The 15,199-nt window shown below is 71.9% G+C and carries 14 protein-coding genes and 1 pseudogene; 6 read left to right on the top strand and 9 right to left on the bottom strand.

Annotated elements, in window-relative coordinates:
* Window positions 1-175: 175 nt before the first annotated feature.
* Window positions 176-283 (top strand): annotated as a pseudogene (locus ACIP94_RS09285) (M23 family peptidase); the annotation flags it as partial.
* Between the two features lie 75 nt (window positions 284-358).
* On the opposite strand, the gene ACIP94_RS09280 reads toward ACIP94_RS09285, so the two are convergent.
* Entirely contained in the window at window positions 359-958 is a 600-nt protein-coding gene (locus tag ACIP94_RS09280) for a TetR/AcrR family transcriptional regulator (RefSeq protein ID WP_402421840.1), read from the bottom strand.
* Window positions 959-1,125: 167 nt separating this feature from the next.
* On the opposite strand from ACIP94_RS09280, the gene ACIP94_RS09275 reads away from it, so the two are divergent.
* The 3 genes from ACIP94_RS09275 (at window position 1,126) to ACIP94_RS09265 (ending at window position 3,780) form a co-directional block, all read left to right on the top strand.
* Window positions 1,126-2,709 (top strand): MDR family MFS transporter, encoded by a 1,584-nt coding sequence (locus ACIP94_RS09275; protein WP_402421838.1) that lies wholly within the window; start codon window positions 1,126-1,128, stop codon window positions 2,707-2,709.
* Between the two features lie 143 nt (window positions 2,710-2,852).
* Complete coding sequence (locus ACIP94_RS09270; RefSeq protein WP_402423016.1) at window positions 2,853-3,251, top strand: helix-turn-helix transcriptional regulator; 399 nt, start codon at window positions 2,853-2,855, stop codon at window positions 3,249-3,251.
* Window positions 3,252-3,333: 82 nt separating this feature from the next.
* Window positions 3,334-3,780, top strand: coding sequence for a VOC family protein (locus ACIP94_RS09265; protein WP_402421836.1), 447 nt, complete (start codon window positions 3,334-3,336; stop codon window positions 3,778-3,780).
* 178 nt (window positions 3,781-3,958) lie between these two features.
* On the opposite strand, the gene cseC is transcribed toward ACIP94_RS09265, so the two are convergent.
* The 5 genes from cseC to ACIP94_RS09240 form a co-directional block, all read right to left on the bottom strand.
* The gene (gene cseC, locus ACIP94_RS09260; protein WP_402421833.1) at window positions 3,959-5,302 is read right to left on the bottom strand and encodes a two-component system sensor histidine kinase CseC; all 1,344 of its coding nucleotides are present in this window, start codon (window positions 5,300-5,302) and stop codon (window positions 3,959-3,961) included.
* An 8-nt stretch (window positions 5,303-5,310) separates the two neighbouring features.
* Entirely contained in the window at window positions 5,311-6,015 is a 705-nt protein-coding gene (gene cseB / locus ACIP94_RS09255; protein ID WP_402421831.1) for a two-component system response regulator CseB, read from the bottom strand.
* 8 nt (window positions 6,016-6,023) lie between these two features.
* A complete protein-coding gene (locus ACIP94_RS09250; RefSeq protein WP_402421828.1) occupies window positions 6,024-6,626 on the bottom strand; it encodes a hypothetical protein in 603 nt (200 codons plus the stop codon).
* A 41-nt stretch (window positions 6,627-6,667) separates the two neighbouring features.
* Entirely contained in the window at window positions 6,668-7,207 is a 540-nt protein-coding gene (locus tag ACIP94_RS09245; protein ID WP_234511981.1) for a SigE family RNA polymerase sigma factor, read from the bottom strand.
* A gap of 418 nt (window positions 7,208-7,625) precedes the next feature.
* Window positions 7,626-8,582, bottom strand: coding sequence for an A/G-specific adenine glycosylase (locus tag ACIP94_RS09240; protein ID WP_402421825.1), 957 nt, complete (start codon window positions 8,580-8,582; stop codon window positions 7,626-7,628).
* A gap of 249 nt (window positions 8,583-8,831) precedes the next feature.
* Between ACIP94_RS09240 and ACIP94_RS09235 the strand changes: the two genes are divergently transcribed.
* Window positions 8,832-9,653, top strand: coding sequence for a hypothetical protein (locus ACIP94_RS09235; protein ID WP_402421822.1), 822 nt, complete (start codon window positions 8,832-8,834; stop codon window positions 9,651-9,653).
* Window positions 9,654-9,715: 62 nt separating this feature from the next.
* Here the strand turns inward: ACIP94_RS09235 and ACIP94_RS09230 are convergent, their stop codons facing one another.
* The 3 genes from ACIP94_RS09230 to radA all read right to left on the bottom strand — a co-directional run bounded on the left by ACIP94_RS09230 (window position 9,716) and on the right by radA (window position 12,819).
* Window positions 9,716-10,075, bottom strand: coding sequence for a DUF6204 family protein (locus ACIP94_RS09230; RefSeq protein ID WP_402421819.1), 360 nt, complete (start codon window positions 10,073-10,075; stop codon window positions 9,716-9,718).
* A gap of 128 nt (window positions 10,076-10,203) precedes the next feature.
* Entirely contained in the window at window positions 10,204-11,328 is a 1,125-nt protein-coding gene (gene disA, locus ACIP94_RS09225) for a DNA integrity scanning diadenylate cyclase DisA (RefSeq protein ID WP_402421816.1), read from the bottom strand.
* An 81-nt stretch (window positions 11,329-11,409) separates the two neighbouring features.
* Window positions 11,410-12,819 carry a DNA repair protein RadA gene (radA, locus tag ACIP94_RS09220; RefSeq protein ID WP_402421813.1) on the bottom strand — a complete coding sequence of 470 codons (1,410 nt, stop codon included), beginning with the start codon at window positions 12,817-12,819 and terminating at the stop codon, window positions 11,410-11,412.
* A 550-nt stretch (window positions 12,820-13,369) separates the two neighbouring features.
* Here radA and ACIP94_RS09215 point away from each other — a divergent pair.
* Complete coding sequence (locus ACIP94_RS09215; protein ID WP_402421811.1) at window positions 13,370-15,124, top strand: hypothetical protein; 1,755 nt, start codon at window positions 13,370-13,372, stop codon at window positions 15,122-15,124.
* Window positions 15,125-15,199 lie beyond the last annotated feature (75 nt).

Here is a 15,199-nt window from a genome sequence, read left to right as displayed (position 1 = left end):
GGGAAGGGACGCGTGAATGGCGCCCGGTCGGGCGCTTTCACCGGCTTCCTAATGGACATCCCTTACGTCAAGAGGGCGGAATTCGCGCCCGGTATGTACGAAGAATCGTCGTAGTGCACGGTTTTCGGGGCGTCGGGGGGTGCTTGCGTCAACCGGCGGGAGGGGGCGGGCCGGTCACACCGGCAAGGACTTCGCAGTGCCGAGCGGTACCCCGGTCGCCGCCGTGCACGGCGGCACCGACGTCAAGGCCGGCGGCAACGGGGCAGGTGACGGGGCGGCCTACGCCGTGAACCCCCTCGCCTTTCTGTGCGCGAGGGGCGTGGCGGTCCGAGCCGGGCGGTGACCGGCCGGGGTGCCGCTACGACGCCTGAGGCTCTGCGTGCGCCTGGGTCACCAGGTCGATGGCGACCTCCAGGACCGCCTTGCGCTTGTCCTCCTCGTCGCCCTCGACCTCCCGGAGGACGAACATCCCGGCGTGGAGCGTGAACAGCGCGCTGATGCAGCGGACCTGGTCGGTCAGCGAGGCGTCCGGGTCCCGGATGATGTCGCGCATCTGGAGCATCCGGTCCTTGAACTCGTTGCCGATGCTCAGCTCGCGGATCGCGGCCTGGTTCTCCTGCATGAAGCGGAACAGCGGGGCGGCGCCGACCAGTGCCTCGCTGTAGCGGCGCAGCACCTCCCGCTTGGTCTCCAAGGTGTGCGGCTGTGCCTTGCCCCACTCGATCAGCTCGTCCATCGGGCGGGACATGTCCTCGAAGATGCTGACCAGGATCTCTTCCTTGGTCTTGAAGTGGTAGTAGAGGGCCGCCTTGGTGACCTCCAGGCGCTCGGCGATCTCCCGCAGCGAGGTCTTCTCGTAGCCCTGCTCGGCGAAGAGTTCGAGCGCCACGTCCTGGATCCGCTGGCGCGTGTCCCCGCGCCGCTGCCGCCTGGTGCCGTCCATGGTCGTGCCGCCCATCCTCGTACTCCTCGGACTTCGGATACCTGCTTACCGCCCGACAGGCAGGCCCGCCAAACTTACTTGACGCCCGGCTAGTTCCGGGGCTACCTTCCCTCAGTGTAGTCAACTAGCCGGTCGGCAAGTAAGTAGCCGGGCGGCCCGCAATACCTAGGGGAGTGGGGAGCATGGCGGACAACACGGCATCGCCCGAGACCGAGAAACAGCCACGGAGCGTGCGCGTCGTCCTGCTCGCGCTGATGATCACGATGATGCTCGCGATGCTCGACAACATGATCGTGGGCACCGCGATGCCGACAATCGTGGGCGAGCTCGGCGGGCTACAGCACCTTTCCTGGGTGGTGACCGGGTACACGCTCGCGACCGCCGCCTCCACCCCGCTGTGGGGCAAGATCGGCGACATGTACGGGCGCAAGGGCGCCTTCATGAGCTCGATCGTGATCTTCCTGATCGGTTCGGCGCTCAGTGGCATGGCGCAGAACATGGGCCAGCTCATCGGTTTCCGCGCCGTGCAGGGCCTCGGCGCAGGCGGCCTCATGGTCGGGGTCATGGCCATCATCGGCGACCTGATCCCGCCGCGGGAGCGCGGCAAGTACCAGGGCATGATGGCCGGCGTCATGGCTCTCGCGATGATCGGCGGCCCGCTGGTCGGCGGCACGATCACCGACCACTGGGGCTGGCGCTGGGCCTTCTACATCAACCTGCCGCTCGGCATAGTCTCCCTGGTCGCGATCAGCGCCGTACTGCATCTGTCCAGGAAGCGCGCCAAGACCCGGATCGACTACCTCGGCGCCGCTCTGCTCACGGTCGGCATCACCTCCATCGTGCTGGTCACCACCTGGGGCGGGACCCAGTACGCCTGGACCTCCGCGCGGATCATGGAGCTGATCGGCATCGGTGTCGCCGCGCTCGTCGGGTTCGTGTTCTGGCAGACCAAGGCCGCCGAGCCGGTCGTGCCGCTGCACATCTTCCGCAGCCGCAACTTCTCGCTGATGTCGGCGATCGGGTTCATCACCGGCTTCGTGATGTTCGGAGCGACGCTGTTCCTGCCGCTGTACCAGCAGGCGGTGCAGGGCGCGTCCGCGACCAACTCCGGGCTGCTGCTCCTGCCGATGCTCGGCGCGATGCTCGTCGTGTCGATGATCGCGGGCCGGGTCACCACCAACAGCGGGCGCTACAAGGTCTTCCCGCTGGTCGGAAGCGTGCTGATGATCATCGGTCTGTTCCTGCTGTCCCAGATGGACACGGGCACGACCCGCTTCACCTCGGGCGTGTACATGGCCGTCCTGGGCGCCGGTATGGGGTGCCTGATGCAGATCACTATGCTGGTGGCGCAGAACAGCGTGGAGATGAAGGACATGGGCGTCGCGTCGTCGTCCACCACCCTGTTCCGTACGCTCGGCTCCTCCTTCGGTGTCGCGATCATGGGCGCGCTGTTCAACAACCGGGTGCAGGACGTGATGTCCCAGCGCGCGGGCGCCCTCGGTTCGAAGATCACCGAGCAGTCCGCCCAGCTCGACGCGAAGAGCCTGGAGAAGCTGCCGGTGGCGGCCCGTGAGGCGTACCAGTACGCGGTGTCGGCGGGCACGCACTCGGCCTTCCTGCTGGGCTCGGTGGTGGCCGTGGCGGCGCTGGTGGCCGCGGTCTTCGTGAAGGAGGTGCCGCTGCGCGGCGCCGGACCGAACAAGCAGGCCGGGGACGCGGCTGGGGACGCCGCGGAGGTGCAGCCGACGGTGGCAGAGGCCGTCTGACGCACATCCCCCGGCCCCGACGGCCCCCGGAGCCGCGCTCCGGGGGCCGTCGCCGTTCCGTGCGCCGGTGCGCCGGAAGTCTTCGCCGTAGAGCGCCGCCGTGCCCTGTCAGTGCCCCGTGGCAGCATCGAGAGGTGGACAAGATGCGGCAGCTCAGGCTCGCCAAGGACGCGATGGACCGGGACTGGGCCGACCCCGGGCTCGACCTCGACGCCGTGGCCGCCCACGCCGGGTACTCGCGGTATCACTTCATCCGGGCCTTCAAGGCCGCCTACGGCGAGACCCCCGGCCAGTATCTGACGCACCGGCGGATCGAGCGGGCCGAGGAGATGCTGCGGACGGCGAACCTGACGGTGACCGAGATCTGCCACCTCGTGGGCTTCAGCAGCGTCGGCACGTTCTCCGCCCGGTTCAAGACCTGGACCGGCCTCACACCCAGCGAGTACCGGACCAAGCACGTGGGCCGCGGCGCCGCACTCATACCCGGGTGCTACGCGATGCTCTGGGCCGGCGGCTTCCGCCCGGGGGCCGGGGGCCGGTAGCGCAATTCCGGAGAAGCGGACTGAGGGCCGTGCTGCCTACGGTGGCAACGCAACCACACCTCGCATCACCCGGGAGAACGACATGATCAAGGGCCTCGCCATCACCACCGTCTGGGTCCTGGACCAGGACCGGGCCAAGGAGTTCTACACACAGAAGCTCGGCCTCGAGGTCCGTACGGACATGACCATGGGCGACGGCGGCATGCGCTGGCTGACCGTCGGCGCCCCGGACCAGCCCGACGTGGAGCTGACGCTCATGGTGCCGGGCCCGCCCGCGATGGACCCCGAGTCCGCCGAGATGATGAGGAAGCTCATCGCCAAGGGCGCCCTCGGCGCGGGAGTGCTGGCCACCGACGACATCCACGGGGACTACGAGAAGCTCAAGGAGCGCGGCGTGGAGTTCCTCCAGGAGCCGCAGGAGCGCCCCTACGGCATCGAGGCGCTCTTCCGTGACGACTCCGGCAACTGGTTCTCCTTCACCCAGCGCCGGGAGGGCGACCTGGACCTCGACAAGGAGTGGGCCCGGTAGTCCCCGGAGGCACCGGCTCCCGGAAGGAGGGCCGGGCGTCCACCCTCCGGAGCCCGGCCGCCGGTCGGTGAGCCGGCGATTCTGCCGCCGGTCGGTGAGCCGCCGGTCGGCGAGCCGGAGATTCAGGCGCCGGACAGCGGTCTGCCGGTCTTTGCCCGCCGGCCGGGTGGCCGGAGATTCAGCCGCCGGACAGCGGCAGCCTCGGGAAGCTTCCCGTGTTCGTCGGTGCGTGCTCCGGCAGCCACAGCACCGCCACCGCCCCCTCGGCCGGCACATCCTCCGGCGCGCCGGCCGGCCGTACGTTGCGAAACGTCAGGCGCGCGCCCAGCACCCGCGCCTGGCCGGCCGCGATCGTCAGGCCGAGGCCATGGCCCTGCCCCGAGCGGTCCGAGCTGCCCGTACGGAAGCGGCTCGGTCCCTGGGCCAGCAGCTCCTCCGGGAAGCCCGGCCCGTGGTCCCGTACCCGGATCACCCGGCCCTCGACCGACACCTCGATCGGCGGCTTGCCGTGCCGGGCCGCGTTGGCCAGCAGATTGAACAGCACACGCTCGAGGCGGCGAGGATCCGTGGTGACCTCCGACTCGTGGATCACCCGGACCTCGACATCGGCGTCCTTCGCGGCCACCCGCCGGGTGATGAACTCCCCGAGCATGATGTCCTGGAGCTCCGCCCGCTCGGAGGCGCCGTCCAGCCGGGCGACCTCCAGGACGTCCTCCACCAGCGTGCGCAGGGCCTGCGCACGGTCCAGCACCAGTTCCGTGGGCCGCCCCGGCGGGAGCAGCTCCGCCGCCGTGATCAGGCCGGTGACGGGCGTGCGCAGCTCGTGCGCGATGTCCGCGGTCACCCGGCGCTCCGCCTCCAGACGCAGCCGCAGCGCGTCCGCCATCGCGTCCACCGCGCGGGCCAGGTCGTCGGTCTCGTCGCGCACCACCCCGCCGATCGCCTCGCGCACGCGGACGTCGGTCTCGCCCTTGGCGACCCGGTTCGCCGCGGCCGCCGCCTTGCGCAGGCGCCGCGACAACTGCCCGCCGATCAGCACGCCGAGTGCCGAGCCACCGAGGACCACGGCGATCGAACCGATGATCAGGGCCTGGTCGAGGTCCTTCATCACATCGGCGCTGCGGTCGGTGAAACGGGTGTGCAGGGACAGCACCCGGCCGTCCTTGAGCGGCACTGCCGCCCAGATGTCCGGCACACCGTGCGCACCCTCGGAGACATAGGTGGCCCGCCGGCCCTTCATGACCTTCTGGAGCAGATCCCGGGGGATGGTCGGGTCGTCGACCTTGACGCCGAAGGTCTGGGTGCGCCCGGACTCGTACATCCGCTGGGCCACCTGGATACGTTCGATGGCGAGGTCGCGCGAGTTGTCGAGCATCGACACCCGCGCCGCGTTGTGCACGACCAGGCTGAGCGCGATCGCGACCAGCGCGCCGACCAAGGCGATCGCCGCGCTGAGCTTCCATCTGAGGCCGGTCCGTATGGCCGGGTCGTCCGTGATCAGGCGGCCGAGGATCCCGCGCATACTCCTGCTCAGGCCTTCAACTTGTAGCCGAAGCCGCGGACCGTCTCGATCCGGTCCTGCCCGATCTTCGTGCGCAGCCGCTGCACATGGACGTCGACGACCCGGGTGTCACCGCCCCAGCCGTAGTCCCACACCCGCTCCAGCAGCTTGTCGCGCGACAGCACGGTGCCCGGTGCCGAGGAGAACTCCAGCAGCAGCCGCATCTCGGTCGGCGTGAGCGCCACCGGCTGTCCCGAGCGCCGTACCTCCATGCCCTCGGTGTCGATCTCCAGTTCGCCGAAGGTGAGCGTGCCGTCTCCCAGGGACGAGGAGTCCTCGCTGCCCCGGTCGGCGCCGCTCGCGTGCCCGAAGCGGCGCAGCACCGCACGGATGCGCGCGACCAGCACGGCGCCGTCGAACGGCTTGGTCACATAGTCGTCGGCGCCCGCCTCCAGGCCGAGCACGACGTCGATCGAGTCGGCGCGCGCCGAGACCATGATCACGGGGACGGTCGACTCGTCCCGGATGCGGCGGCACAGACTGACGCCGTCCAGTCCGGGGAGCATCACGTCCAGCAGCGCGATGTCGGGGCGGCGGGCGCGGAACGCCTCCAGGCCCGACAGTCCGTCGGGCATGGCGGTGACCGCGAAGCCGTCCCGCTCCAAGGCGAGCTGGGTGGCCTCGCGGATCACATCGTCGTCCTCGACGAACAGGACGTGGGTCTGCTCTGCCATCCGCTCTCTCAGTTCCCCGTCGGGGCGGGCTTGTCGTCGTTGCCCACCGCGTTGCTGTACACGTTGCGCGTGCTGGACACCACGGCGAAATGGCGTGCCGTCCAGCGGTAGGTGATCACTTCCTCGCTTGAGGGGTACGACACCGGGTCGCCCTTCTCGTACATCTGCTGGGTCACCACCAGGTCACCGCGGTCTATCTCCGCGTAGACCGGAGGCTCCTCGGCCCGGAACACATTCTCGTACCTGTGATTCTCCATGCGGTACACGTACGAGCCGAGACCGACCGCGTCGCTGCACGTCATCACGTTCACGACGATGTCGTTCGCGGTGCCGCCGGTGACGTCGCCGTACGAGACGTCGACAGGGTACTCATCGGCCACGCATGGTTTCAGATCGTCCTTGACCGCCTTCGCGACCTTCGGATCGTCCTTGACCATGTTGACCACGTCCAGCCGCGTGGGCTCTTTCCTGGTCGGCGAGGCGGAGGGTGTGGCGGCGCTCGCGACCACCGGATCGTGGCCCGCCGGACCCTCGTCCCGCGCGCCCGTGCCACCGGTGGCGCAGGCGGAGACGAAAAGCCCGAGGGCGACGACCGCGGTCACCGCCGCCATCGTCGCCTTGAGGGCCCCGCTGGGCCGTATGGCCCCTGTGCCTAGGCCGCGCAACGCTCCCGCTCCTCACGCTCCAGCGCGCGTGCGTCCAGGTCGCGGGCCTCCAGCTCCTCCCGGAGCCGGGCGAGCGCCCGGTGCAGCGTGCTCTTGACCGTACCGGCCGACATGCCGAGGGCGGCGGCCGTCTCCTCCGTGGACATCTGCTCCCAGTGTCGCAGCACCACGACACTGCGCTGCTTCGGAGCGAGCACTTTGAGGACGTCCATCAGCAGGGCCCGGTCGGCGTGCTGCTCGGTGGAATCCTCGACGCAGGCGTCCGGGAGCTGTTCGGTGGGGACCTCCTCCAGCTTGCGGGCCCGCCACCACTCGGTGCGCGTGTTGATCATGACGCGGCGCAGATAGGCGTCCGCCAGACGCTTGTCGGCGATGCCGTCCCAGCGGCCGTACGTGCGCACCAGAGCGGTCTGCAGCAGGTCCTGGGCGTCGGTCGGGTCGGGCACCAGTCGGCGGGCGCTGCGCAGCAGCGCCTCCTGACGGGTACGTACGTACTCTTCGAATTCGAGCACCTCGCCGTGCGCCATTCCAACCGCCTCCGATCCCCGTTTCCGACCCGTTCGCCGGCTGTGTTCCGCAGCCGAACCGAGTGCCGGTACCGCAAAGTCCGTATGAGCCGTCCCCGGCTCCTGCACCGGTCCATCCCCGGCACGCATATGAAGTTACGGACGGGTTGTCACGGCGTTGTCCGAGCCAGCCTGCGGAGAGCGCTCGGCTGTCCGTCGGTTGTGTAACAGAGCGAGGAACGGGGTAAAGAGAGGCGGGAGTTGGGGAGGGTATGGGGGGATTTGTCCGTGTGTTGGGTCGAGAACTCTGTGAAGTAACGAGGTAACGGCTGTGAGCGGACAAGCCGTGGGCTGATCCAGGACTGTGCGCCGGCGGAGCGGTGGGGGTACGAGGACCGCCCGGGCGCGGGAGTGAGGTCGCGCGCCCGGGCGGGCGGGATCAGGTGAGCGGAAGGCGGTAGAGGCCGCCGGAGAGGGGCTCCACCAGGCCGTCGGAGACCAGCCCGTCCAGGGCACGGGCGCGCTGCACCGGGTCCTCCCAGACCCGGTCGAGGGCCGACTGGGGGACCGGCCCCATCGCCTCACGCAGCACGGCCAGCAGCCGGCCGCGCACCTGACGGTCCGTCCCCGCGTAGGTCTGGCCGCGCCGCGGCGGGCCGTCGTGCTCCGGCTTCCCGGCCAGCCGCCAGGCGCACTGCGCGGCGATCGGGCAGCGGTGACACGTCTCGTTCTTCGCGGTGCAGATCAGCGCGCCCAGCTCCATGGAGGCGGCGGCCCAGCGGGACGCCGTGCGCTCGTCCTCGGGCAGCAGCGCACGGGCGAGCCTGCGTTCCGCGGCGGTGGTGGCGTTGGGCGGGTACTGGACCCCGGTGACCGCGCGCGCGAGGACGCGCCGGACGTTGGTGTCGAGGACGGGGTGCCGCTGGCCGTAGGCGAAGGACGCGACGGCGGCGGCGGTGTACTCGCCGATGCCGGGCAGGGCGAGCAGCTGGGCGTGATCGGTGGGTACGTCGCCGCCGTGCCGCTCCGTTATGGCCACGGCGGCGCCGTGCAGGCGCAGGGCGCGGCGCGGATAGCCGAGGCGGCCCCAGGCGCGGACGGCCTCGCCCGGGGGTTCCTTGGCGAGGTCGGCGGGGCGCGGCCAGCGGGAGAGCCACTGCTCGTAGACGGGCAGGACGCGGTTGACCGGCGTCTGCTGCAGCATGAACTCACTGACCATCACGCCCCACGGCCCGGCCTCCGGGCGTCGCCAGGGGAGATCGCGGGCGTGCTCGTTGAACCAGGCGATGACCGGGGCGTGCAGAGCCCCGCCGGGGGCCCGGCCCGTGAGGTCGTCGGTCTGGGCGGGTTCGGGGGCGGGAGTGGGCACGGGGGTGGGGGTGGTGGGTGCAGTCATGACGCTTTCGATCCTGCCACGTGAGGGGCGCTGGGGTGGGGGACCGGCCCGGCTGGGGGTGTTGTGTCGGTGGGCCTGGGGTCCGGCCGGGGGCGGGGTGGGGGAAGGGCGCGGCGTTCGGCGGAGTCCGGCGGGCGGGGCGCGAGGAGGTGACGGCGGAGGGCGGCGCGGGATGATGATCCGGAAAAGTTGATGCGGGGGCGGCGGGTGGGGCAAGGCCCGGCTCGGATCTCTCGTACAGTTTTCGCCGTGGGATCTCTGCGCAATCCGGTCGGGCCGCTTCCCTCCTCCATCTACTGGCGACGGAGGGCCGTACTGCTGTCTGTGCTAGCCCTGTTGGCGCTGCTGATCGCCTGGGCGGTCACGGCCGGTGGCGGCGGTGGCAAGAACAAGGCGGACGGCTCGAACGGCCAGCACCCCACGTCCTCCATCACTCCCGGTCCGTCCGGAACCGGACCGGCGATCAGCCAACATCCGGGCGGGCGGGACGAGTCGGGCGGCGGAGACGGTTCCGGGTCGGCGGGTTCGTCCGGATCGTCGGGGTCCGACGGCTCGGGTGGATCGGGTACGGCGTCCGGGGCATCGGACACGGGATCCGGGGGGTCGGACGGCGGCGGCAACGGCGGTTCCGCCGGGGGCCAGTTGCCAGCCGGCGCCGGGGCGTCCCTGCCCAACTGCACGCCGGGCGCGGTGCAGTTCACGCTGCGGAGCGTCCACAACACCTACGAGCCCGGAGACACCCCCGCGTTCGAGCTGGACGCGAAGAACTCCACCGGCAGCGACTGCAAGATCGATCTGGGCCCCAGGAGTGCCGTGTTGACGGTCACCCAGACCGGCAGCGACAACGACGTGTGGTCCTCGGCCGACTGCCCGAGCGGCTCGGGAAGCGTGCTGTTCCGCGTGCCCGCGAACGCCCATGTCACCTACACGGTGAAGTGGGACCGCAAGCAGAGCGCCCCGAACTGCGCGACACCGCCGACGGGTTCGGTGCCCCCGGGAACCTATCTGGTCGAGGCGAAGGTCCCCGGTTTCCCGAAGGCCCAGACGTCGTTCGTGCTGTCGAAGGACTGATGCGGTCTCCCGACAGGGCCCGGGCCCGTCGGGAGGACGGATGGGTGAGGGCCCGGGTCCGGTCAGGAGGACGGGCGGGTGAGGGCCCGGCGCCGGCGCTTGCCGAGCGGGGCCTCGGAGAGGTCCTCGGCGCTGGAGCGGAGGTTCTTGTAGCCGTACCCGCGCTCGGTGAGCCAGGCCCTCGTGGAGGCCTCGGCGCGCTCCGTCGCGGTCAGGATGTCCTCCTCGGCCTCGCCCGAGTCGAGGAAGCGGAAGGTGAAGGCGGAGCGGGCCGCGAGGTCGTAACTGAGGTGGCCCTCGGGGGTGAAGGCCGCGCGCAGCACGTCGTGCTCGGCGGCGCGTGCCAGGAGTTCGGCGCGTTGCCCGTCGCCGAGCCCGTCGAAGACGCCGCGGACGGTGATCCGGAACGTTCGGGTAGTCATCCTCCGAACGTAGAGGCGGCAGCGAAGCCGCTCCACCGGTTTTCCGGCGGGTCCCCGTCCCTCACCGCGCACCGCGCCCTGCCACCGGACCGGACCCACGTGGCCCGGCCGCAGGATGCCGCCGGAGGCTAGACGTACCGCTCGAGGATCGACGACTCCGCCAGTCGCGACAGGCCCTCGCGGACGCTGCGCGCCCGGGCCTCCCCGACGCCGTCCACCGTCTGGAGGTCGTCGACGCTCGCCGCGAGCAGCTTCTGGAGGCCCCCGAAGTGGTCCACCAGGCGGTCGATGATCGCGCCGGGCAGCCGCGGAACCTTCGCGAGCAGACGGAAGCCGCGCGGGGACACGGCCGAGTCGAGTGCCTCGGGGGAACCGGTGTAGCCCAAGGCGCGGGCCACCGTGGGGAGTTCGAGAAGCTCGGCGTGGGACAGCGCGTCCAGCTCGGACAGGGCCTCCTCGACCGTGCGGGAGCGCTTCGCTGTCGGCTCGGGCACATAGTCGCGCACCACCAGCTCCCGCTCGGGCTCCACCCCGGCGATCAGCTCGTCGAGCTGGAGGGCGAGCAGACGGCCGTCCGTGCCCAGCTCGACGACGTACTCCGCGATCTCGGTCGCGATACGGCGGACCATCTCCAGCCGCTGCGACACCGCCGAGACGTCCCGGACCGTCACCAGGTCCTCGATCTCCAGCGCGGACAGCGTGCCGGCCACCTCGTCCAGACGGAGCTTGTACCGCTCCAGGGTGGCGAGGGCCTGGTTGGCGCGGGACAGGATCGCCGCCGAGTCCTCCAGCACCCGGCGCTGCCCGTCGACGTACAGCGCGATCAGGCGCATCGACTGGGAGACCGAGACCACGGGGAAGCCGACCTGCTTGCTCACCCGGTCCGCCGTGCGGTGGCGCGTGCCCGTCTCCTCCGTCGGGATCGTCGGGTCGGGTACGAGCTGCACGCCCGCCCTGAGGATCTTCGACAGGTCCGAGGAGAGCACCAGGGCGCCGTCCAGCTTGCACAGCTCGCGCAGGCGGGTGGCCGTGAACTCCACGTCCAGGACGAAGCCACCCGTGCACATGGTCTCGACGGTCTTGTCGGAGCCGAGCACGATGAGACCGCCGGTGTTGCCGCGGAGCACGCGCTCGAGTCCGTCGCGCAGGGGCGTGCCGGGAGCCACGGCGCTCAGTGAGGCGCGCATCAGGCCATCGGCACCGGAACTCCCGCCGGACTTTCCGGGAGCTGCCGCCCGGTCGTTGGCTGCCACTGCACTCCTCCGGTCGCAGGTTCTGGGGCGCTCCCGTGTCGCACTCTCGGTTCGTACGGACGGGCGAGACCAGGGCAAAGTCTACCGGCGGTCCTCCTCCTCCCGCGGGGCCTCTCGCCGACGGGAGCGCGGAAGGACCCGCAGGGCGTCCCCTATGTCCGCCACTTCCAGCACCTTCATCCCGGGCGGGATTTTGCCCGGATCGGCCGGAACGAGGGCGTGTGTGAAGCCCAGACGGTGGGCCTCGGACAGCCGGCGCTGCACCCCTGTGACGCGTCTTACCTCCCCCGCGAGCCCCACTTCGCCGATCGCCACCAGATTCTTGGGCAGCGGGGTGTCGCTCGCGGCGCTCGCCAGCGCCAGCGCGACCGCGAGGTCCGCGGCCGGCTCGGAGAGCTTCACCCCGCCGACCGTCGCGGAGTAGATGTCCCGCTTGCCGAGGGCGCTGATCCGGCCGCGCTGCTCCAGCACGGCCAGCATCATCGAGACGCGGGAGGTCTCCAGGCCGGACGTCGTACGCCGCGGGGAGGGGATCTGCGAGTCGACCGTCAGGGCCTGCACCTCGGCGACGAGGGGCCGGCGGCCCTCCAGGGTGACGGTCAGGCAGGTGCCGGGGACCGGCTCGTCGCGGCGGGTCAGGAACAGACCGCTCGGGTCGGCGAGGCCGGTGATCCCCTCGTCGTGCAGCTCGAAGCAGCCGACCTCGTCGGTCGCGCCGTACCGGTTCTTGACGCCTCGTACCAGGCGCAGCCGGGCGTGCCGGTCGCCCTCGAAGTGCAGGACGACGTCCACCAGGTGTTCGAGCAGGCGCGGGCCCGCGATCGCGCCGTCCTTGGTGACGTGGCCGACGAGGAGGGTGGACATGCCGCGCTCCTTGGAGGCGCGGATGAGGGCCCCGGCGACCTCCCGGACCTGGGCCATGCCACCGGGCGCGCCGTCGATCTCGGGAGAGGCGACGGTCTGCACGGAGTCCAGGACGAGGAGGGACGGCTTCACCGCGTCCAGGTGGCCGAGAACGGCGGACAGATCGGTCTCCGCCGCGAGGTAGAGGTGGTCGTCGATGGCCCTGATGCGGTCGGCGCGCAGCCGCACCTGGCTCGCCGACTCCTCGCCCGTCACATACAGCGTGCGGTGCTCGTCGCTCGCCGCCTTCGCCGCGACGTCCAGCAGCAGCGTGGACTTGCCGACGCCGGGCTCGCCGGCGAGCAGCACGACCGCACCCGGCACGAGCCCGCCGCCGAGGACGCGGTCCAGCTCGGGCACGCCGGTGGACCGGGCGGTGGCCTGCCGCCCGTCGACCTGGCCGATGGGGAGGGCGGAGGTGGTCACCCGGCCCGGTGTCGTCGTCCGCACCGCGGGCGCGCCGTACTCCTCGATCGTGCCCCACGCCTGGCATTCGGGGCAGCGGCCGAGCCACTTGGCCGTCTGCCAGCCGCACTCGGTGCAGCGGTAGGACGGCCGGTCCTTGGTGGTCTTCGTACGGGCAGCCATGGACGAAACCGTAGCGGGACCCACTGACACCAGGGCCCGCGGCCTACGACACAGGGCCTGACTTACGACACCGGGCCTGGCCTACGACACAGGACCCGCGGCCTACGACACCGGACCTGGCCTACGACGCCAGGGCCCGCGGCCTACGACACAGGGCCTGACTTACGACACCGGGCCTGGCCTACGACACAGGGCCCGCGGCCTACGACACCGGACCTGGCCTACGACGCCAGGGCCCGCGGCCTACACCGGGCCCGGCCTGGGAGACCGGCCCGGCCCACGACACCGGGGCCACGGGCCGTGACACCGGCCGCTGCCCGCCGCCCACCGCCGCCCTCCTCCGAGGCCCTGGCGCCCGGCGCCCGGCGCCCACGGCGCGGGTGCGGGGAGCGCGGGCGCCCGAGACCTGCGCGCGGTCGGAGTGCCGGCGCGCGCAGGGTCGGCCGCACCCGTCGCTCGTGGCCCGTTATGAGGGATCGTTTCACCCGTACGGAGTAAAAGTGCGCAAGGGGGAAGAAGGTGCCGCCCATCGGCGCCTACGGTCGCACGGGTGATGAGCAGCAGGCCGGAGACTTCCACGCACGCCACCGGCGCACGCCCGGCGCGCAAAGACGCCCGCAAGCGGGGGAGCGTGCGTCGTGGCGTGAACGCCCGCACCACGGCACAGCACCCGCCCGCGCGTTACGAGCCCTACCTCGACGGCCTGTTCACGTACTGCCTGTCGGTGCTGTGTGATCACGACACGGCGACGGCCGCCCTGGGGGACGCCCTCGCGCTCGCCGAGCGCCGTGGCAGCCGTGGCCCGGACACCCCCGAGGACTGCCGCGCCTGGCTGTACGCCCTGGCCCGCTGGTCCTGTCTGCGCAGGCTCGCGGAGGCCCGGCGCCGCCGACAGACCGGCCCTACCGCCGGGCGCGACCGCGGCCCTCGCGCGTACCGGGAGGCCGACGACCGGCGCGCCGCCGAGACGATCGCCGGCGCCTCCGCCCCAGGGGGAGCCGTCCCCGAGGAGATCCGGCAACAGCGCAGAGGGGAACTCGCCCAGCTCGCCTGGCCCGAGGCCGCCGGCACCACGCCCGAGCAGCGGGAGGCGCTCGAACTCGCCGTGCGTCACCAGCTCACCGCCCGGGAGGTCGCCGCCGTGCTCGGCATGGACGTGGCGGCCGCGCGTGAGCTCCTCGCCTCCGCCGCCTGTGAGGTGGAGCGCACCCGCGCCGCGCTCGCGGTCGTCGAGACCGGCTCCTGCCCGAGCGTGGCCCGCCTCACCGACGACCACCAGTTCGTGCTGAGCGCCACCCTGCGCCGCGAACTCGTCCGGCACGTCGACGACTGCCCGCGCTGCCGCCGCACCGCCCAGCGTGCGGTCCCCGGCGCCTGGCCGGGCACCAGCGTCACCCCAGCCGCGCTCCCCGTCCTCGGCGCTCCGCGCACCGCGCTGCACGCCGCGATGGCGCATGCCCCACGCGCGCGAGGCGCTGCTCCGCGCTTCGACCGGCGCGGTTTCCCCGTGGAGCCCAAGGACCACGCGGCGCGACGCGACCGCCTACGCGCGCGTGCCGTCACCACGACCGTCGTCGCCGCCGTGGTCGCGGCTCCGGTCATCGCCCTGTGGGCGGCCTACCGCGGTGCGCCCCTCACCGGCGAGGGCACCGACGGCCGCCCGGTCACCGCGCGCGAGCTGCACGACTCCGCCGTGCTCGGCGGCGCGGACTCGGACGGGTACGAGAACGCGGGCAACGCGCATACGAGACCCGGCCCCCGCTTCGGCAAGGACGGCCGCTCACCCGATGTGTCCGTCGAGGTCATCGGGGTGCGGACGGGTGCCGGGGAAGCGGGACACCTCACGGTGACGGCCGCCGGCGACGGCACCACGACCCTCATCACGCTCGCCGCGTCGGGCAGCGCGCCGGTCTCCTGGTCGGCCTCCACCGGAGCCTCCTGGCTCTCGCTCAGCCAGGCGTCCGGAACGCTCGCCCCAGGAGCGTCGGTCACGGTCCGGGTGTACGTCGACCCGCTGCACGAACCGTCCGGCCCCTGGCACGCGCGCGTGGCGGTGGCACCCGCGGGCGCCGTGGTCACGATCGACGGCTATGGGACGGCGGGCTCGCCCGACCCGCGCCCCACCCCGGTGCACACCGGCCCGTCCGTCCCCGTGCCGAGCGATCCGCCCACGACCGGCCCGGAGCCCACGCCCGGCGACCCGACGCCCACGGCCCCGCCGACCACGGACCCGGCCCCCTCCCAGAACCCCTCGTCCTCCGCCCCGCCGTCCCCCGGGAGCGCGGACCCGAGCCCGTCCTCATAGACCCCGGCCCACGGGGTGCGCGGGATGCGGTCCCCGGCCCACGGGGTGCGCGGGATGCGGTCCCCGGCCCACGGG

The sequence above is a fragment of the Streptomyces sp. NPDC093261 genome (genome assembly GCF_044753645.1).
Lineage (GTDB): Bacteria > Actinomycetota > Actinomycetes > Streptomycetales > Streptomycetaceae > Streptomyces.
The sequence above is the reverse complement of the archived record's forward strand: the minus strand, read 5'-3'. Positions and strand labels throughout refer to the sequence as shown.